This window comes from Natrialba aegyptia DSM 13077, from assembly GCF_000337535.1.
GTDB lineage: Archaea > Halobacteriota > Halobacteria > Halobacteriales > Natrialbaceae > Natrialba > Natrialba aegyptia.
Genome location: NZ_AOIP01000053.1, coordinates 1 through 17,957 on the forward strand (window position 1 = coordinate 1; position 17,957 = coordinate 17,957).

At 62.1% G+C, this 17,957-nt stretch carries 23 protein-coding genes; 9 read left to right on the top strand and 14 right to left on the bottom strand.

The window, feature by feature from the left end; all coding sequences use genetic code 11:
• Both C480_RS18480 and C480_RS18485 read left to right on the top strand, forming a co-directional pair.
• Positions 1–968: FAD-dependent oxidoreductase (locus C480_RS18480; protein ID WP_006667155.1), on the top strand; the 968-nt coding region annotated here is incomplete at its 5' end.
• A 174-nt stretch (positions 969–1,142) separates the two neighbouring features.
• Entirely contained in the window at positions 1,143–2,927 is a 1,785-nt protein-coding gene (locus tag C480_RS18485) for a carbamoyltransferase family protein (protein WP_006667156.1), read from the top strand.
• Between the two features lie 38 nt (positions 2,928–2,965).
• Here the strand turns inward: C480_RS18485 and C480_RS18490 are convergent, their stop codons facing one another.
• Positions 2,966–3,334, bottom strand: coding sequence for a thioredoxin family protein (locus C480_RS18490; protein ID WP_006667157.1), 369 nt, complete (start codon positions 3,332–3,334; stop codon positions 2,966–2,968).
• Positions 3,335–3,462: 128 nt separating this feature from the next.
• On the opposite strand from C480_RS18490, the gene C480_RS18495 reads away from it, so the two are divergent.
• Both C480_RS18495 and C480_RS18500 read left to right on the top strand, forming a co-directional pair.
• Positions 3,463–3,954, top strand: coding sequence for a nucleoside deaminase (locus C480_RS18495; protein ID WP_049903993.1), 492 nt, complete (start codon positions 3,463–3,465; stop codon positions 3,952–3,954).
• Positions 3,955–4,295: 341 nt separating this feature from the next.
• On the top strand, positions 4,296–5,219 hold the full coding sequence (locus C480_RS18500; protein WP_006667159.1) for a sulfite exporter TauE/SafE family protein: 924 nt from the start codon (positions 4,296–4,298) through the stop codon (positions 5,217–5,219).
• On the opposite strand, the gene C480_RS18505 is transcribed toward C480_RS18500, so the two are convergent.
• The 8 genes from C480_RS18505 to C480_RS18540 form a co-directional block, all read right to left on the bottom strand.
• Entirely contained in the window at positions 5,216–5,881 is a 666-nt protein-coding gene (locus C480_RS18505; protein WP_006667160.1) for a cytochrome c biogenesis CcdA family protein, read from the bottom strand. The two genes, C480_RS18500 and C480_RS18505, sit on opposite strands and share 4 nt — an antisense overlap.
• On the bottom strand, positions 5,878–6,456 hold the full coding sequence (locus C480_RS18510; RefSeq protein WP_006667161.1) for a TlpA family protein disulfide reductase: 579 nt from the start codon (positions 6,454–6,456) through the stop codon (positions 5,878–5,880). The genes C480_RS18505 and C480_RS18510 overlap by 4 nt, the downstream gene beginning before the upstream one ends.
• Entirely contained in the window at positions 6,457–7,143 is a 687-nt protein-coding gene (locus C480_RS18515) for an SCO family protein (RefSeq protein ID WP_006667162.1), read from the bottom strand.
• 113 nt (positions 7,144–7,256) lie between these two features.
• Positions 7,257–7,520 (bottom strand): DUF7521 family protein, encoded by a 264-nt coding sequence (locus C480_RS18520; RefSeq protein WP_006667163.1) that lies wholly within the window; start codon positions 7,518–7,520, stop codon positions 7,257–7,259.
• Positions 7,520–7,882, bottom strand: coding sequence for a winged helix-turn-helix domain-containing protein (locus tag C480_RS18525; RefSeq protein WP_006667164.1), 363 nt, complete (start codon positions 7,880–7,882; stop codon positions 7,520–7,522). Before C480_RS18525 ends, C480_RS18520 begins: the two co-directional genes overlap by 1 nt.
• A gap of 140 nt (positions 7,883–8,022) precedes the next feature.
• Positions 8,023–8,517, bottom strand: a complete 495-nt coding sequence (locus C480_RS18530; protein ID WP_006667165.1) for a hypothetical protein — start codon at positions 8,515–8,517, stop codon at positions 8,023–8,025.
• Positions 8,514–9,062 carry a hypothetical protein gene (locus tag C480_RS18535; protein ID WP_006667166.1) on the bottom strand — a complete coding sequence of 183 codons (549 nt, stop codon included), beginning with the start codon at positions 9,060–9,062 and terminating at the stop codon, positions 8,514–8,516. The genes C480_RS18530 and C480_RS18535 overlap by 4 nt, the downstream gene beginning before the upstream one ends.
• Positions 9,063–9,282: 220 nt before the next feature.
• The gene (locus C480_RS18540) at positions 9,283–10,011 is read right to left on the bottom strand and encodes an HAD family hydrolase (RefSeq protein WP_006667168.1); all 729 of its coding nucleotides are present in this window, start codon (positions 10,009–10,011) and stop codon (positions 9,283–9,285) included.
• Positions 10,012–10,549: 538 nt separating this feature from the next.
• On the opposite strand from C480_RS18540, the gene C480_RS18545 reads away from it, so the two are divergent.
• Positions 10,550–12,334 carry a bifunctional metallophosphatase/5'-nucleotidase gene (locus tag C480_RS18545; RefSeq protein ID WP_006667169.1) on the top strand — a complete coding sequence of 595 codons (1,785 nt, stop codon included), beginning with the start codon at positions 10,550–10,552 and terminating at the stop codon, positions 12,332–12,334.
• A gap of 375 nt (positions 12,335–12,709) precedes the next feature.
• On the opposite strand, the gene C480_RS23220 is transcribed toward C480_RS18545, so the two are convergent.
• Positions 12,710–13,078, bottom strand: coding sequence for a DUF7344 domain-containing protein (locus tag C480_RS23220; RefSeq protein WP_152424099.1), 369 nt, complete (start codon positions 13,076–13,078; stop codon positions 12,710–12,712).
• Between the two features lie 206 nt (positions 13,079–13,284).
• On the opposite strand from C480_RS23220, the gene sugE reads away from it, so the two are divergent.
• Positions 13,285–13,608 carry a quaternary ammonium compound efflux SMR transporter SugE gene (sugE, locus tag C480_RS18550; protein WP_006667170.1) on the top strand — a complete coding sequence of 108 codons (324 nt, stop codon included), beginning with the start codon at positions 13,285–13,287 and terminating at the stop codon, positions 13,606–13,608.
• On the opposite strand, the gene C480_RS18555 is transcribed toward sugE, so the two are convergent.
• Positions 13,609–14,466, bottom strand: a complete 858-nt coding sequence (locus C480_RS18555; protein ID WP_006667171.1) for an MBL fold metallo-hydrolase — start codon at positions 14,464–14,466, stop codon at positions 13,609–13,611.
• A 505-nt stretch (positions 14,467–14,971) separates the two neighbouring features.
• On the opposite strand from C480_RS18555, the gene C480_RS18560 reads away from it, so the two are divergent.
• Together C480_RS18560 and C480_RS18565 are read left to right on the top strand one after the other, a co-directional pair.
• On the top strand, positions 14,972–15,697 hold the full coding sequence (locus C480_RS18560; protein WP_006667172.1) for a DsbA family protein: 726 nt from the start codon (positions 14,972–14,974) through the stop codon (positions 15,695–15,697).
• A 157-nt stretch (positions 15,698–15,854) separates the two neighbouring features.
• Positions 15,855–16,397, top strand: coding sequence for a DUF2243 domain-containing protein (locus tag C480_RS18565; protein ID WP_006667173.1), 543 nt, complete (start codon positions 15,855–15,857; stop codon positions 16,395–16,397).
• Positions 16,398–16,434: 37 nt separating this feature from the next.
• Here the strand turns inward: C480_RS18565 and C480_RS24600 are convergent, their stop codons facing one another.
• Genes C480_RS24600 through C480_RS18575 form a run of 3 tightly spaced genes read right to left on the bottom strand, consistent with a single transcriptional unit; the run spans position 16,435 to position 17,562 of the window.
• Positions 16,435–16,635 carry a multicopper oxidase domain-containing protein gene (locus C480_RS24600; protein WP_083873415.1) on the bottom strand — a complete coding sequence of 67 codons (201 nt, stop codon included), beginning with the start codon at positions 16,633–16,635 and terminating at the stop codon, positions 16,435–16,437.
• On the bottom strand, positions 16,565–17,122 hold the full coding sequence (locus C480_RS18570) for a class I SAM-dependent methyltransferase (protein WP_006667175.1): 558 nt from the start codon (positions 17,120–17,122) through the stop codon (positions 16,565–16,567). Before C480_RS18570 ends, C480_RS24600 begins: the two co-directional genes overlap by 71 nt.
• Positions 17,123–17,124: 2 nt before the next feature.
• The gene (locus C480_RS18575) at positions 17,125–17,562 is read right to left on the bottom strand and encodes a DUF302 domain-containing protein (protein ID WP_006667176.1); all 438 of its coding nucleotides are present in this window, start codon (positions 17,560–17,562) and stop codon (positions 17,125–17,127) included.
• A 116-nt stretch (positions 17,563–17,678) separates the two neighbouring features.
• Between C480_RS18575 and C480_RS18580 the strand changes: the two genes are divergently transcribed.
• Entirely contained in the window at positions 17,679–17,891 is a 213-nt protein-coding gene (locus C480_RS18580; RefSeq protein ID WP_006667177.1) for a hypothetical protein, read from the top strand.
• Positions 17,892–17,957 lie beyond the last annotated feature (66 nt).

A 17,957-nucleotide genomic window follows, 5' to 3' on the forward strand; every position in this document is an offset into this window, starting at 1 on the left:
ATCACCTCGTCATCGTCGGCGGTGGCTTCATCGCGGCCGAACTCGCGCACTTCTTCGGGACGTTCGGCAGCGACGTGACGATCGTGGGCCGTCGGCGACACCTCCTCCCGACGGCCGACGAGGACGTCGCCGCCGCGTTCACCGAGCGCTACGCCGATCGGTTCGACGTCTACACGGGCTACGAGGCCGTCGCGGTCTCGGAGTCCGACGGTGAGGTGGCCGTCGAGGCTCGGTCGTATCCGCCCGCGTGGGATGACGCGTCCGGACGCGGGGACGAGGGTGCGGGTGACGACCTAACCGTGACCGGCGATATCCTGCTCGTCGCGGCGGGCCGGCGACCGAACTCCGATCTCCTGAACCTCGAGGCCACCGGCGTCGAGACCGACGAGCGGGGATTCGTCGAGACCGACGAGTACCTGCGCACGACGGCCGACGGGATCTGGGCGCTCGGGGACATCGTCGGCGAATACCTGCTGAAACACAATGCGAACCACGAGGCGCGAACCGTCGTCCGGAACCTGCTCGGCGACGACCTCGAACCGGTCGACTACACCGCGATGCCGTTCGCCGTTTTCGGGTCGCCGGAGGTCGCCGGCGTCGGCACGCGGGAACAAGAACTCCGCGAAACGGATCGGGAGTACGCCACGGCGACCTACCGGTACGAGGACACGGCTCGCGGCAAGGCGATGAAAGCGGAGGGGTTCGTGAAGGTCATCATCGAACCGGACGGCGAGATTCTCGGCTGTCACATCGTCGGCCCCGACGCGTCGAACCTGATCGAAGAGGTCGTCGTCGCGATGAAGGCGGGCACGGGAACCGTCTGGGACATCCGTGAGTCGGTCCACGTCCATCCCGCGCTGTCGGAGGTGGTCGATCGGGCGTTCTCCGGACAGTTCACGCGCCGCGGCGCGGGTGCACACGAGCATCACCATCATCACGACCACGAGCACGGTCACAGCCACGAGTAACGAGAGCGGCGTTCGCTCGATGGTTTCGTCTCCCCTCGGAAACAAATCGCGTTCGGATGCGATGGATCGAGCGGTCGCGCGGTGACGTCGCCGACGATTTGCTGACCCAGCAAATCGTCAGCGTCGTTTTGCCGTCTCCCGGATTCGGATTACGGTACGTTACTTTCACGAGCCATGACTGACTATCGACTCGCGTTCAAACCCGCGATCGGACTCTACGGCCAGCACGATCCGAGCGCCGTCCTCTTCGAAGACGGGACGCCAGTCTTCGGCGTCGAAGAGGAGCGATACACGCGGGAGAAACACGCGACGGACACCTTCCCCGAACGCGCGATTCGAGCCTGTCTCGATCACCGCGACCTGACGCTTTCGGATATCGATCGAGTCCTCCTCCCGTACGAGCCGCGACTGCGAAGCGAGATCGCCTCTCACTACGTCACCGACGCGCTCCGGGCGCCCGGCGTCGCGCGGAAACTCTCCGCGCTCGAGAACGCGCTCGTCACGCAGGTCCGGAGTCGGGTCGTCCCGACCCGACAGATCGAGCACCGCCTCGAGTCGATCGGCGCGCCGGTGCCGCCGATCGAGACGATTCCCCACCACCGCTGTCACGCCGCGAGTGCGTTCCACCCGTCGGGGTTCGACGAGGGTATCGTCCTCACGGTCGACGCGAAAGGCGAGTATGATTCGACGGTCGTCTGGCGCGCCGACGAGGACGGGCTGACGCGGGCGCACACGTACGAACACCCGAACAGTCTCGGCCTCTTTTTCGCGGTCGTCACGGAGTACCTCGGCTACCGGATGTTCAACGGCGAGGGGAAGGTGATGGGGCTGGCACCCTACGGCGAGGACAATCCCGAGATCGAGGACGTCCTGCGCGAGTTGATCGACACGGGCGCCGACTACGACGTCACCGAACTGACGAAGCGCTGGGGAACCGGTCACGGCGTCGAAACGCTCGAGGACGCGTTCGGCCGCCCGCGGTCGGAGACGCCCGGCGAGTTCGACCAGTGGGAGAAGGACCTGGCACACACCGCCCAGAAGCTACTCGAGGAGACGGTCGTCGACATCGCGGAGACGGCCGTCGAACGACTGGACACGTCGAACGTCGCGCTCGCGGGCGGCGTCGCGCTGAACTGCAAACTGAACAAGCGCATTCGCGAGTCGCCAGTGGTCGACGACGTCTTCGTCCAGCCGGTGGCCCACGACGCGGGGCTCGCGCTCGGTGCGGGGTGGGCTCAGCAGCGGCCGGCGGCCGTCGATCGCCAGACCGATGTCTACCTCGGCCCCGAGTACGAGACCGACGAGATCCGATCGATTCTCGAGACGAACAAACTCGCGTACGCACAGCCGGACGACCTCGAACGGTACGTGGCCGAACGGCTCGCCGACGGCGACCTGGTGGGCTGGTTCCAAGGACGCATGGAGATGGGGCCGCGGGCGCTCGGGGCCAGGAGCATCCTCGCCGATCCCCGTACCGCCGCGTCCCGCGATCGAGTCAACCGCTTCGTCAAACACCGCGAGGAGTGGCGCCCGTTCGCGCCGTCGATGCTCGAGTCGGCCGCCGAGGAGTACCTGATCGACGGCGGTTCGGCACCGTTCATGATCGACGCCTACGACGTTCGGCCCGAGAAGACCGCGGATCTCGAGGCCGTCCTGCACCCGGCCGACGACTCGACGCGTCCACAGACCGTCCGCGAGGACCAGCACCCGCGTTACCACCGACTCATCTCCGAGTTCGCCGACCTCACCGGCGTCCCCGTCGTGTTGAACACCTCGTTCAACGATCACGCCGAACCGATCGTCCGAACGCCGACGCAGGCGATCAAGGACTTCTACGGGATGGGACTCGACGTGCTCGTGCTCGAGGATCTCGTGCTCGAAAAGGAAGCGACAAAGACCGATCGCGATTCGAAACTGGCGTTCGAAGAGCGCGACGTAGCGGCTGCGGGTCCGCAATAACACCGCGATCCACTACGCTCGGATCGCGAGCGACGACCTTAGCGCGTTGCGTGCGTCTCGAGCGCGTCCACGAGCGTTTCGGCGGGCTGGAAGCCGTCGTCGAAGCGGGCGACCTCCTCGCCGTCTCGCAGGACGACGAGCGTCGGGACGCTCTGGACGTCGAACTCGGCGGCGAGCTCGGGGACGAGACCGGCGTTCACCGTCGCCACGACGCCCGGAGCGCTGCGAGCGACGACGCCGAGTACCGGCTCCATCGACCCGCAGATGCCACAGCCGGACGTGACGAACTCGAGCAGGACGAGGTCGTGGTTCACGATCAGGTCCTCGTAGTCGTCGACATCGTTCAACTGAACGGGTTTTCGCGGCGGCTGGCCGTCGGTCGGCTCCGAAGCGATCGTTTCGGTCATTATCGTCGATAGGGCTCGAGCGCATTTGAGTGTTTTGTGTGGATTGTACAATATTCTCCGTTCGCGGTCGATCGGCGGACGCGATGACGGCTCTCCAGCCGGTCTCACGCGTCGTTGCACCACGGTTTATGAGGCTACTCGAATCACGTACGGACGTGTCCGCACCCACCGTCGACGATTTCGATCACGAGACGCACATGCGACGGGCCGTCGAACTCGCTCGCGAGGCTGCCGACCGCGGTGACCGCCCGTTCGGAACGGTGCTTGTCCGTGACGATACGGACATCATGGCCGATTCGAATCGGGTGATCACGGAGAACGACATCCGTCGCCATCCGGAACTCCACCTCGCGTATCGGGCGTGTCGCGAGCTCGAGCCGGACGATCGCGCTGAGACCGTCATGTACACGAGCACGGAACCGTGTCCGATGTGCGCCGGCGGGATGGTCGAAGCCGGGTTCGAACGGGTCGTCTACGGTGTGGGCAACGACGAACTCGCGGAGTTCACCGGCCGCGAGCCGTCAGTCCGATCGAGGAAGATTCTCGACGGCGTCAGCGATGTCACCGGCCCCGTACTGAACGAGGAGTGTCGGCGGCTCCACCGCGAGTTCGACTGGTAACGCCGACGGGATCCGACTGCGACGGTGACGATTCGAAGCGAAACGCCCGCTGAATACGACTGCTACACCGATCGGGCGACTGCGATCGAATGAAACGTCGTGTACGAACTGCTATCACGTCACTGTGGCGCATACCGGCCGCTATTACTGCTATCTGTGACGTATCTGCTTTACGATCTAAGCCACTCGAGTGTCGTGACCGGTCCTCAATCGCCGATACTCCGACTTACGGGTGACTCGAGCCGGGATGATTCTCGCCGAATCACGTACTGAAATACGGGCGCCGCCACAAGGGCATCGAAACGGCGACGCCCCGTCGCCCCACCTCTCGTTCGAACTACATGAGTGCCCCCGAATCCAGAGTCGATGTCGAACAGTTCCTCACCAACCTCCTCGAGTTTCGCTACCGCGAGGTGACGATGGTCGGCGCGACGCTGGCCGTCCTCGTCGCCTCGATCGCGTTCTTCCCCGGGGTCGAGAACGTCGGAGACGGCGTCCAGTCCGATCTCTCGATCGGCTTGCTCGCCGTGCTGAGCCTGGTCGCGATCGTCGCCGGCGTCGTGAAGGGGATGACTGGCTTCGGCTACTCGCTCATCATGACGCCGATCTTCGCCACGGTAATCGATCCGACCGTCGCCGTCGTCGTCCTGGCGATTCCGCCGTGGATGCTCAACATGTTCCAGATCGCCGAAACCGGGACGGGACGAGCGTTCGTTCGCGAGGAGTGGTCGCTCCTGTTGCTCGCTGTCATCGGGACTGTCATCGGCGTCGCGGCGCTGGCGACGTTCAGCGCCAGCCCGATCGTCGCGTTCGTGATCGGCCTCGTCCTCCTCGGCTACGTGGCCTTCCAGGTCGTCCAGAACTTCGTCACAGTCGAGGAGGCACATCACCCGTTCGCCCTCGGCGCCGCCGGGTTCTCTCAGGGCTTCCTTCTCGCGTTCGCCAATCTCGGACCGCTACTTCCGGCGTACTTCCACACCTTCGAACGGGACACGGAGCGATACATCGGCGGATTGGCGATGGTACTCGGGACGATCTTTACGGTCCGGATCGTGCAGATGGCGCTGTTCACCGACCTCCTGACGACCTACCGGCTCTGGCTCGGTTCGGTCATCGCAGTGGTCACGATCGTCGGCCTGCTACTCGGCACGTACCTCCGGCGCCTCGAGTTCAACGAGCGGACGTTCAACTGGTTCGTCGTCGGACTCCTGTTCGTGATCTCGCTCAATATCTTCCGGAACACCGTGCCGGCGCTGTTCTTCTAGTAGACGATCAGCGCCAGATAGAGCTGTCCGATCCCCGCGAGGAGCATCACGCCGCCGGCGAGTCGCTTCAGGTGTTCCGAGTAGGCCGCGAACCGACCCGCGCTCGCGACCAGCCCCATCCCAGTCGCGACCGTCACCGCGATCATCAGGACGACGACGCTACCGACGTAGGTCGCGAGGACGAGCGCCGCTGCATCGGTCGGCAGGGACAGCGAACGGGCGACGACCGCGAGGAAGACCGGTGCGACGCATCCGGCTCCCGCGAGCGCGTATCCCGCACCGAAGACCCCGAATCCGAGGACGCTCGAGCGCCGCTTGGGAAGCGGAATCGACAGCGAGGGGGCGCGACCGGCGACGACGAGCGCGCCGAAGACCACCAGCAGGCCGCCGACGAGCGACTCGAAAATCGTGAGATTCGACAGCGTCGATCGACCGAGCCAGAACGTCGCGCCAATGAGGGCCGCGAACGTCCCCAGGACGCCGAGACCGGCGACGACGCCCCGGAGAGTCGCCCCGCCGAGCGACGCGTCCGTCCCGTCCGTTCGACTCACGTAGAACCCGACGTATCCCGGCAACAGCGGATACGCGCAGGGGCTGAAGAAGGTCGCGACGCCGGCGGTGAGCGCGAAGCCGACCGTCGACAGGTCCGTCGTCTCGATCACGCGTCGGCCTCCGCCTCGATCGCTCGTTCGATCCCCGCGACGAGCTCGTCGGCGGTCTTGACGCCGGAATCGGACCACTGGACGCGCCCGTCCGCGTCGATCACAACGGCGGAGGGATAGCCGCCCGCGAGGTACCGCGCGGTCAGTTCGGCGGTCGGATCCAGCCCGAGGAGCCAGTTGCCGCCGTGTTCGTCCCACCAGCCGACCAGTTCCTTCTCCGATACTGACGAGCCGACCGCCTCGCTCGTGGCCGAGAGGAACAGCACGTCGTCGCCGATCCGGTCGTTGGCTTCGGCGAGCGCCGGCATCTGTTCGATACACGGCGGACACCACGTGCCGAAGAAATCGACGAACGTCGCCCGGTCGGGCGCCGGAACGCGGACCTCACCGGCCTCGCTCCCCGGCGCGTCGACCGTTTCGATCGTGATCGGATCGGTAGCCGTCGATGCTGAGCCGTTCGAGTTCTTCGGGTCGTCGGTTCCGTCGAACGACGGCGGGCCGCGAATCGCCAGCGCGCCCGCGGTCCCGATGACGCTCAGGCTTCCGATGCCGGCGAGGACGTCCCGTCGCCGCATCTACGCGGTCACCACCGTTTCGAAGTCCTCGACCACTTTCGACGTCGCGATGGTCGCCCCGTCCGGATACACGCGTTCGACCAGCCCGCGCTCGTTGACGAGGAAGATGTACGAGAAATGTGGGAACATGTATTCTAAGTTCTCGTACTCGTCGGCGTCGCGCTTCTCGATCGGGAGTCCGTAACGGCCGTCGACGATCGATTTCGCGTCCTCGTAGCGTTCCGGGCGCAGGAAGTGCCAGTTTCCGGCCTCGAGATCGACGCCCTGCTGGCCGGCGTACGTTCGCAACGCGTCTTCGGTGTCGCGTTCGGGGTCGAACGTCATCGCGAGGAACGCGGCGTCGTCGCCGTATCCCTCCTGGGCCGCGACCTCCTGTGCGCGCCGCAACCGCAGTATCAGCGCGGGACAGACGCCGTCGGGACACGACGTGTAGAAGAACGTCACCAGCATCGCCCGCTCGCCCTCGAACTGGTCGGTCGAAACGGTCTCACCGGTCAGGGGATCCGGGACGCTCGTCGCGAGAAATTCGTCGCCGTAACTCGGATGCGTCGCCTCGCTCAGATCGTTCTCCGGCGGCTCGAGAACCAGTCCGTCGTCGCTACCTTCGAGGGAGAGGACGTCCAGACAGCCCGCAGTAGCGGCGACGCTCGAGGCGGTGAGCGACCGGAGATACAGCCGTCGGTTCATAGATGAGCGTTTCGGTGCCATGCCTATATCCGGGACGGCGATTCCCCGAGTCGGAAAAAGTAACAGCGGCGAAGCAAAAAGCGAAATGGAGGTTGGCTCGAGGGGGCGCGGAATCACTTCGTCAGCGAAATGAGAACGAGCACCATCCCGCTCGAGACGATGGCCGCCTGCACGAGCGCGGCGGACGCGATGGTCGTTCCGAACACATGGTAGATGAGTCCCTCGCAGATCGCGCCGGCGCCGATGAAGATGAACCCGCCCGAGACGTACAGCATCGGCGTCTGTCCGCTCCGGCGATAGCCGTGGTACGCCAGATACGCGACGACGAGACTCAGGACGAGCGTGATTAGTTTGGCGAGCAGAAAGGACGCTTCCATCACTCGTCACCTCGGAGTCCGCTCCAGAGCGCCGTGAAGTTGTCCGCGAGTTCGTCGCGGGTCTCCATCGTCAGCGAGAGCTGACCGTCGGTGATGTCGACGTGGAGCTCCTCGAGCGCCGTCTGGAACTCGCTCCGGTGGGAACCGTCCGAGTCGACGGTTCGACGTTCTTCGATGAGGCCGTGTTCCTGCAGCGTCGAGACGCGACGGTAGATCGTCGTGAGCGAGGCGTCACACTCCTCACTGAGGGTTTTCGCGGTCTTTGGCCCGTCTCGATCCGCGGCGAGGAGAATCTTCCGCGCGTACTCGTCGGCGAGGATCTGGAAGATTTCCGCCGAGTTCGAGGAGCCTCCGTGTTGCACACGATATATCCCGTCGTTGGACGACAAATAGGCCACGATTTGCCAGTCCAGCAAACCACCGTTACTGTCTTGTACCTCTTTCGTGGGCCATCCATCTGCAATCGCTTGACCGTTCTGATGGCAACCAGCAATGGAATTCATCACGTCGCACAAGTCGGACACGATCGGCCGTGACGGACGTAGATTAGCCCCGCCAGAATCGCGACGGAGAGCAGGCCGAGGAGGGGCCGTAGCGGATCGAAGTACGTCATGAGTGCGGACGAACCGAACAGTGTGAGCAGGGCGACGTTACAGACCGGACAGCCGACTGCCAGGAATCCACCGACGAGACCGCCGAGCATCCAGCGGTCCTCGCCCTTTGCGCCGTCTGTACCGCTTCCCTCGGCGTCTCCGATGGCGGGATCGACCACCTCGGTCGCCAGCCGCTGGGCGACGTAGACGCCCGCCAGCAGCGCGGTCAGCGTCAGGAACAGGTAGTCGACGGGCGTCCGCGAGACCATCCGGACGTACAGCGGATTCGGAATGAGGCCGGTGACGAGTCCGAACAGCAGGAACACGCCTATGCCAACAACTGCCCCGTACGCCATCGCCCGTCGATCGGACAGGATCGGCCGGACGAATTCGTTCCCCTTCATTCCGCGCCCTCCGCTGTAATCGCACACCGTTCGGGATGGCCCGCCCGTCCGAGGAAGAACAGCAACAGCACGAGGCCGCCGACGCGAAGCAGCGCGCCGTCGTACGGGAGCGCTGCGAGCCCTCCGGCAAACCCGAGAAAGCCGAGGAGACCGGCGCCACAGCTCGCACACCCCGAGGCGAGGAGCCCGGGAACGACCCCGGAGAGGTCGGTGAGACTCGAGAGACCGACGATTCGCAGTTGTGCGACGACGTTGACGACCGCGATCCCCGACAGCAGCGCGTAGAGAACGATGATTCCGAGTCCGGTCCAGCCGTCGGTGCGGTACACCGTCTCAGTGAGCGAAACGACGACGTACTCGAACCAGTGGAGACTGTCGCCAAGCATCTGGAGCGAGAATCCCGGCATCGTACTCACGATCAGGAGGACGTAGGTGGCGACCGTCACGAGTACCAGTCCGATCGTCCCTCGCCACGTCTCGAACGGGTACGAGGCCGCTTCGAAGAGGTTCGTCAGATACCCCTTGAGCGAGTCGCGAGTAAACATTCAGTCGAACCAACGCGGGGCCGACTCAAATCACCGGCTCCGATTTGCTGACTCAGCAAAACGGGATTGGCGTATCCACGCAATAATGGCGAGGACAACACGGTCACTTCCAGCCGATGGTATCCGGACGTGACGCGGACGACAGTCAGTCTCGACGGCGACTAGACGCTGATCCGTAGCCATCGCGGATGGGCGAACACGAATACCGTCTCGAGCCGAGTCATCGCGTCTCAGCGCCCGATTCCGACGCTCCGTTTGCGTCCGAGCACCACGGTCGATCACGGAGTTCATCGATGGATGCCACTCGGTACGTCGGCTCGTACCCTCGAGCGTCGGACCCGGCCGAAATCCAGACAGAATCGAGGCCGGCAGCGGATGCGCCGGCGATATCCGTCTCTAGCGAATCGCCGACGTGTAGCGCCGTCGCCGGAGTCGAGTCGAGCGCCCGTACCACACGAATAAACGGTTCCGAGTCCGGTTTTGGCGGTGTGTCGTGACCGGCGACGAGCATCGTTTCGATCCATCGCTCGAGGCCAACGGCAGCGGCCTTCGCCCGCTGTGCATCCCGCGCACCATTGGTGACGACTCCTAGCCGGTACTCGCAGCTGAGTTCGTCGAGAACGCGAGCGGCCCCCGGTAGTAGTTCGACGTTCGACTGGTCCCGCTCGTCGCTGAACGCTGCCGCAACGTCTCGACCGAGTAGTCGCGCATATCCATTCTCCGCGGCGAGTGCTGCGAAACAGTCTGCGCGGAGTTCGTCCATCGAATCACATCGCTCGGCGAACTCGTCGTACCGGGCATAGTACTCGTCGACGGAAAAGAGCGGATCGACACCCATGCGCTCGAAGGCTGCCTCGAGAACCGTTCCGGGGGATCGTTCGTATTGGAGAAGCGTTCCGTCGAGATCGAAGGTCACCGTCTCGATCGCACTCAGCGGATCGGTACTCATCTCGATTCGTCTATTTTATCCGTCATGTGGCAGCGATAAAACCGTTTCTGAACAGGTCTCTGCTCTATCGTTCGATGCGGTTAGTATTGTACTATCTTGAATAGAATGAGAAAGGCCCATATGTGTCGGCTCAGATTGCTAATCCGAGTGCGGAGTATATAGAAGCGTAACACACCGCACTCTGTCAGAGGCATATCACCCACCGTTCCGTCCGTAGACGAAGATCGAATGCTCGGACAGCGCACAAATCGACGGCGGCCGATTGGTCGATCGCTACCGGCCGACTGCGCATCTCTTTGACACCCGGGTTCCGGCAGTTCGCGTGCATTATACGATCGGCTGTGATTATTGTTCGATTCCACACGGACTGTTTTCCGTCCGATCCGTGTCTCGTTCGGTGACCCAATGACGCGAATCGCCACAGTCGCCGACACGTACCGACTCGAAAATCAGACCCGAGAGCGATGATCGACGGCGGGGTGAGTAATGCAGGGAAACGACTTGAGCGCCGGCTCGCGTACGACCCGGTAGAATCAGCATGGACCTCGATCCGGAGTACATCGGTGCATGGAAGCGACTCGACGGATCGGACGGTGCCGGTCCGGACGGAGGGACCGACCTCGTCTGTCTCCACGTCAGCGACTTGCACGGCCAGCTCGTCCCCGAACACCACGTCTACTACGACAATCCCGAATCGCGTCCCGACTTCGACTTCGGTGACGACGACCGAATCCTCCGACGCGGCGGCGGAATCGCCCTGCTGGCGGCGAAACTCGAGGAGATTCGCTCGGCCGCCGACGAGACGCTCACGCTGATGAGCGGCGACACGTTCCACGGGAGCGCCGAGACGACGTACACGGAGGGCAGCGCCATGCTCGATCCGGTGAACGCATACGTCGAGCCCGACGTGTACGTCCCCGGAAACTGGGACTTCGGAAACGAGGGCGCCGAGGACGGCAGCTTCCGGGAGCTGATGGACGAACTCGAGGCGCGGGTACTGGCGAACAACCTCTACGAATCGGACGCCGACGAGTTGCTATTCGATCCCTACACGATCGAGCGCGCAGGAGACCTCGATATCGGCATCGTCGGGATGACGAACGTCTACGTCGATCGGATGGCACCGGCGTTCCACGAGGGGAAGTACCGATTCGGAAAGCATCCCACGCTGCTCGAGGAGGCCGCTCGAAACGCACGCGACGACGGCGCCGACGTCGTCCTCGCGATCACCGAAATCGGACTCCAGTGGGCAGTGCAGGCGGCGAAAGACCTCGAGGGTATCGACGTCCTGTTCAGCGCACACACGCACGAGTACACCCACGATCCGATCCTGATCGACGAGACGGAGACGCTCGTCGTCGAGTCGGGGACCGGCGACGGACTCGGACGGGTGGACCTCCGCGTCGACGACGACGGCGTCGCGTTTCGCCATGTCCTCTACTGTCTCGCCGAGGACCACGAGTATACGCCCGCCCCCGATCCGGCGGCCGAACGAACGGTCGAGCGCGTTCGGTCACCGTTCTTCGGCGACGTACACTTCGAGCGAGGGGACGGCACCCTCGAGCGGTCGCTGGATACGGTCGTCGGTCGAACGGAGACGTCGCTCGACCGCCAGTCGTTCCTCGAGAGCGGGTGGAACGTCCTGTTCGCCGACGCGCTGCGAGCGTACTTCGGGACCGAACTGGCCGTCACCCACGGCTTCCGCTACGGACCGGCGATTCCCGCGGGCGAAATCACGCTCGAGCACCTGTACCGAGCGTTCCCGATGACCGCACCGGTGGCCCGCGGCGAAGCGTACGGGCAGCAACTGCTGAATCACATGGAGACCTTCCTCGAGGACAACTTCACGCCGTACGTCTACGAGCAGGAGGACGGCCGCGTCCGGAACTACTCGTCGAACGTTGAGGCGGTCGTCGATCCAACCGCGAAACGCGAGCGCCGGCTCGTCGATATCGTCGTCGATGGAGAGTCAGTCGATCCCGAAGCGCGCTACTCGGTCGCGACGTTCACCCGTCCCGGCGATCCCGAACGGGATCTCGGGAACTGCGGCTTCCCCTTCCGGAACGTCCGCGTCGAGCACGGTGTCGTTCCGGTCGACGTCGTCGTCGACTACCTCAAGGATCACTCGCCGATCGAGTACAGGGAGACGGAACGCATTCGGACGCCTGACGACGGCGGAGACGTTCAGAACACGCCCGCCGATGGACCGTATCCGTTCGTCCAGCCCGGCGTCGATTACGCCGGTGGCGAGGAGTACTGCGAAACGCGATCGATTCCGATCGGGATTCGCTTTCCCGAGGCCGGTCGGAATCGGTTCCGATAGCAGTAGTTGACGACATCGTTTGGTACTCCAAATTTCGGGATGAAACTCGTGATCAGTACAGGTGAACGAGTGACCGGCGCAGAGAACTTCACCCAGATGATCACACAACATTATGCTGAGTGAAGGTGAAGCAATCCCTATGCCTAATGGGGAGCGTAAAAGAGCAATCGCCGTGTGTCGCTCTTGCAATTCTGCTTATGCTGTTGACGTATGGGCTGACGGGACGATTCGACCCATTGGAAGAAGAAGCTGTGATTGTGGCTCAAACGAGTTTCAAATTATAGGGAGGTCTTCTGATACCATGATTCAAGACGATAAAATCGACTAACCGGATTGCTCAATGAACGCCTGTGAGTACTGGTTCACTCAAGTGGATCAATCATCCGTAAGCTCTTCGACCTTCTCGTATGCTTCTTCGAGTCGTTCGTTTTCGTGATATCGAGTTCTCTGACTGCGAACATCGTAATCAACGACACCAGCATCCGCCATCTTTGGAAGTTGATGGTGCTGAAGGTCAACCTGAATATCATCATGATTCGGCTGTACCCCCCGTTTTTCCCCAATTTTCGCTATAGTATATTTGGTAGCTTCTTCGAATGATCCGCTGTTGTCCGGTCTGTTCCACAAATATTCTAGCAGAGCGCGTCGGCGTTCACTTGCCAGAATATCGAGGATAGCATCAAGAGATAATGGAATGTCGCCGAGCGGCTGATTATCGAACGAATTGCCCTCATTGGGTGCCATTCACACTCACATCAATATAGTAATACTCCTTACCAAATAGTTGTAGGGGTGGCAGTTTTGAAGCGTGCAGTTTGCATATGTAGCTGCTGCTCAGTACAGGGTGGGACCGTAACGATAGCATCTACTAGATTCAACCAAAGAGTTTGCCAGTGCGGTTAGTCGATAACAGAAAGCATAGTCCAACAGACTGAGTAGAGACCAATGAAATGTCGTGGTACGTCCTACTACTCGCCGGTCTGTTCGAAATCGGGTGGGCAATCGGTCTCGAATACTCTGACGGACTCACAAAGCCAGTACCCACGGTCGCCACCGCTGTTTCACTTATTATCAGCATGATCCTGTTGGCACAGGCAGTCAAAGACCTCCCTGTGGGGACAGCGTACGCAGTCTGGACTGGGATCGGGGCTGTTGGGACTGCCTCCCTTGGTATTTTCCTGTTCGACGAACCAGCGACTCTCGTTCGAATCGCATGCATCGGCGTGATTGTCGTCGGTATCGTTGGGCTCCACCTCGCATCTGGTGGGCACTGACTACCTACTGTCAGGTACTTCGAACCGATAGGTATCGCCGTGTTCGACGTACGCAACGCGGTCTTCGAGACCTGCCTCCTCGACCGCCTCCTTGAAGTCCGACAGCGGCGACTGAAACACTTCGTAATCGTTGTAATGAATCGGAATATTCGTGTCCGCGTCGAACAGTTCGACGGCTTCGACGCCCTGTTCCGCGTCCATCGTCAAGAGGACGCCGAGTATTTTCGTTCCACCGAGGTGTAAGAGTGCGAGGTCGATCTGGGGGTAGCGTTCGGGAATCTCTTCGAGGTCATCGTACATGACCGTATCACCTGTGATAAACAACTGGATGAGTATCTCTCCCTCCGCTGATTGAAATTCGAGCATACTTCCCATGACGGGTGGGAGTGCCTTTTCAACGACAGGTGGGCCATGTCTGCCGGGCGTCGACGTGATGGTGAGTTCCACGTCTCCTTTGCGGACAGTTATCTCCTCCCACGTATCCAGTGGATACGTTTCGTGGAACCCTTTCTCTGCGAGTTCGTCAGCTGCATGTTGAGTTGTTATAATGGGCAGGCTTTGATCGAGTTTCTCTTCGACGATGTGATCGAAGTGATCGCCGTGATAGTGTGAAAGCAGAACGAAGTCGATATCCGGGGGTAATTCTTCGATCTCGATGGCAGGGTCAGTTTTTCGCTCTGACGTAATACCATACCCGAGGTGTACGTGGTCGCCGCTGTGCAGGAAGTTCGGGTCGGTCAGGATTTTGAACCCGGCGTAGCGAATAATTACAGTCGCCGTCCCGACGAAGAAGATCGAACCACTCTCATGGTCAATGTCGTCGGACTCTGGAGCGGGAAGTTCAAGCATCTGACTCATTGTCTGTTAGTTGGTCGTCTCTGCGTTCTGTGGACGGAGCCATTTCTGGAGACGGTCAGAACGAACACCGAATCCGAGTCCTGTAAGGAACGACAGGATACTCGGGATGAATATCCATAATAGGTTTGGATGCTCTGTACCGGTGTGAAGGACGATTTCCAGCATACACGTTCTCTGTGCAGGTTGTATGAACACAAAGTTTTTTTACGATAGGGAAGAAATACCATATTTGTCTACCGAAGAATATAATTTAGACCCTATTTAGATTAATGATATAGGAAGATTAGCACTGAAGTCGCACAACGAAAATTGATAAATAAGTATACGTAGTTATCGAACCATATAATTCCAGAATTATTCGGAAGTAAACAAATCCCCATCACCTACTGATAAGTAAATCGTATTTGACGATCGCGTAGTGCAGTCGTCGAGGCCCGATTTGTTGGTCCAGCAAATCACCGATTCCATTTCAGACGCGGACCGGAAACGTTCGCGGCAACAGCCAATGTCGATCGATCAGCCATCCCGTCGCGCTTTCCTCGCCGGCTCAGTCGTGACGGTCGGCGCCGGCGGCGCGTACGTTCTCACGCGATCCGACGAGACCGCCCACGACGTCTCCCCCTCGTTTCACTCGAGCGACGAGACGACCGCGTTCGGCGTCGACCTCGCCGGAAAGCCGATCGTGGGCTCACCCGAGGCGCCGCTCGAGATCTACTACTGGACGGACTTCCAGTGTCCGTTCTGTGAGCGGTTCGAGCGGGAGACGTTCCCCGAGCTGGTCCGGAACTACGTCGAACCGGGCGACGTTCGCGTCGTGTTGATCGCGCTCCCGTACTTCGGCGCGGACTCGATGACCGCCGCGGTGGCGAGCAAGTGCGTCTGGGAGCAGGTCCGCGACGACGACCCGTTCGCCTACTGGGACTGGCACGCCGCTGTGTTCGACGAACAGGGCGAGAAGAATTCGGGCTGGGCGTCGACCGAGAACCTCCTCGAGTACACCCGCTCCGTCGACGCCGTCGACGCGGACGCCCTCGAGTTGTGTCTCGAGGACCGACGGCCGGAACTCGAGGACGCGGTCGAGACCGACGCGGATCGAGCGCGCTCGATCGGCGTGACGGGGACGCCGACGTTCGTCGTCTTCGATCCGGACTCCGAGGCCGCCGGATCGCTCGTCGGCGCACAGCCACTGGAACGGTTCGACAAGGCGATCGATCGGATCAAGAACGCGTAACTGCACGAGTGTCTCGAGGCTGCCCGGTACTTCGAATGAGATGGCCTGCCGGACTAACTCGGAGCGGCGACCCCGATCGCCGGCAGCGACGGTTCCGTCGGATAGCGCTTGCACCAGACAGCAGTGTTTGCTTTTCTCTCAGCCGCGAAGATCCGGTATGGCCAGCGACGGAGAGACGTGGATCGGGTTACACGAGCGAGTGAAACCGCTCGTTCGAGCGGGTATCGTCCTCGGAATCGGTCTTGGAGGTTTCTTCGACGGAATCGTGCTCCACCAGCTCCTGCAGTGGCATCACATGCTGTCGGCCCGGACGGATCCGACGGTCCTTGCAGACCTGCGGCTGAACGTGGTCGCCGACGGCCTCTTCCACGTCGGCACCTACCTCTTCACGATTGCGGGGATCGTCCTCCTGGTTCGCGCGTGGCGACGGACCGACGTTCCTCCTTCGGGACGAGCGCTCGTCGGGTCGACGATCGTGGGCTGGGGCGTCTTCAATCTCCTCGAGGGACTCGTGAACCACCACCTTCTCGGGATCCACCACGTCTGGCCGGCGGGGCCGGGGAGCGTCCTCCTCTGGGACGCCGGTTTTCTCCTTTCAGGCGTGGTCTTCATCGTCGGCGGGTACGCCCTGATCCGGCTCGACGAGCGGGTTGTCTCCGGAACTCGAGGCGAGCCCACCACGGACGACCGCCCCGCGTGATCGGGTAATCGGCTACCGATCGCGCCGACGGTGTCTCTCACTCGTATTCGAACGCGCGGGCCGTCCCCCGTTCGAGGTGGTAGACGGTGTGGCAGTGGAACAGCCAGTCGCCAGGATCGCCCGCCAAGAAGTCGAAGGTCAACCGCCCCGCGGGAATGCGAGTCCGATTACTCGAGCGTCGCGATGAGCAGGAACGTCTCGGGTCGAACGGCCTCGTGTTCGATAGTGAATCCGGCATCGCGGAGGGCAGCTGTCGCCTCGTCGGCGCTGTACCGTTCGTCGACTGGCGGCCCGTCCTCGCCGGAGCCGGTCGCCGCCCAGTCGATGATCACGAGTCGGCCGTCCGGAGCGAGGACCCGCCGGATCTCGGCGATCGCCTCGTCGCTCGCGAACTCGTGGTAGGTCATCGTCGAGAACACGGCGTCGAGTGCGTCGTCGAACGGCAGGTCACTCACGTCGCTGGTCACGAGGTCGACGTTCTCCGGGACGCCCTTCTCACGGTAGTACTCGTGCATCTCCTCCTGAACGTCGACCGCGAAGACCTCGCCGGCGTGGGGCGCGACGTCGTCGGTGAAGAAGCCGGTCCCGCTGCCCAGGTCGGCGACGGTGTCGTTCGGCGAGAGCGACAGCGCCCACAGCAGTTCCTCGGCCGAGACGAACCGGTATCGCTGCCCGGCGTCCTCTAACTTGTCCGCTCGCTCGGCATCGAACGTGTGGTATCCCATGGTTACAGTTCCTCGAAGGCGGTATCGACGAGTTCGCCGGTCTCGGCGACGATCTCCGCCATCTCGTCGTCGTCCGGTGCCATCCCGACGAGCCGTGCGATCCGCATGATCGAGACGTGGTAGACGCGCTGTCGACCGGGTTCCTCCTCCCAGACGACGACGTTACACGGGAACAGCGCGCCGAGTTTCCCGTCAGTAGCCTCGAGGGCTCGGTCAGCGACCGCCGGGTTACACGCGCCGAGTACGTAGTAGGGGTCGCGGTCGGCGTCGACTTTCTCGTTAAGCAGGTCCGAGGGAGAGAACTCGACGGGGACGCCGAATCCGGCGTCGGTGAACACCTCGCGAACGTGTTCGATCGCCTTCTCGTGGTCCATCTCGAGGGTCGTCTGTTTCGCACCGATATCGTTAGGATCGATCTTCGCGGGATCGATAGGTAGCATTGTTCGTGAGTAGTATTGGGACGCATACGAAAGTCACTTCGGATCTCACCGTTACCGTTTCGCCGACTCGGAAAATCGGCCGAACACATAACCGTCTCGTTTACGGAAATTCACCCATGGATTCGGACGCTGCCTCTCGACGGTCGCTCCTGGGCGTCGCGGGGCTTGCGAGTCTCTGCTGCGTCGGACCTGGAACGATGGCGGTCACCGGTGGTACTACCGTCGGACTGGTCGCAGGTCTCGTAGAGGGACTCGTCGTACTCACCGTGCTCGGTATCCTCGCGCTGTTGTTCCAACTGCGGTCCGGCTGCTCGGCTTGCGATACGTGACTGCGCTAGACGGCCGTGGAGAACGTTCCGTCCGTCGTGTCGCCAGTCGACAACGACGCGAGGAAC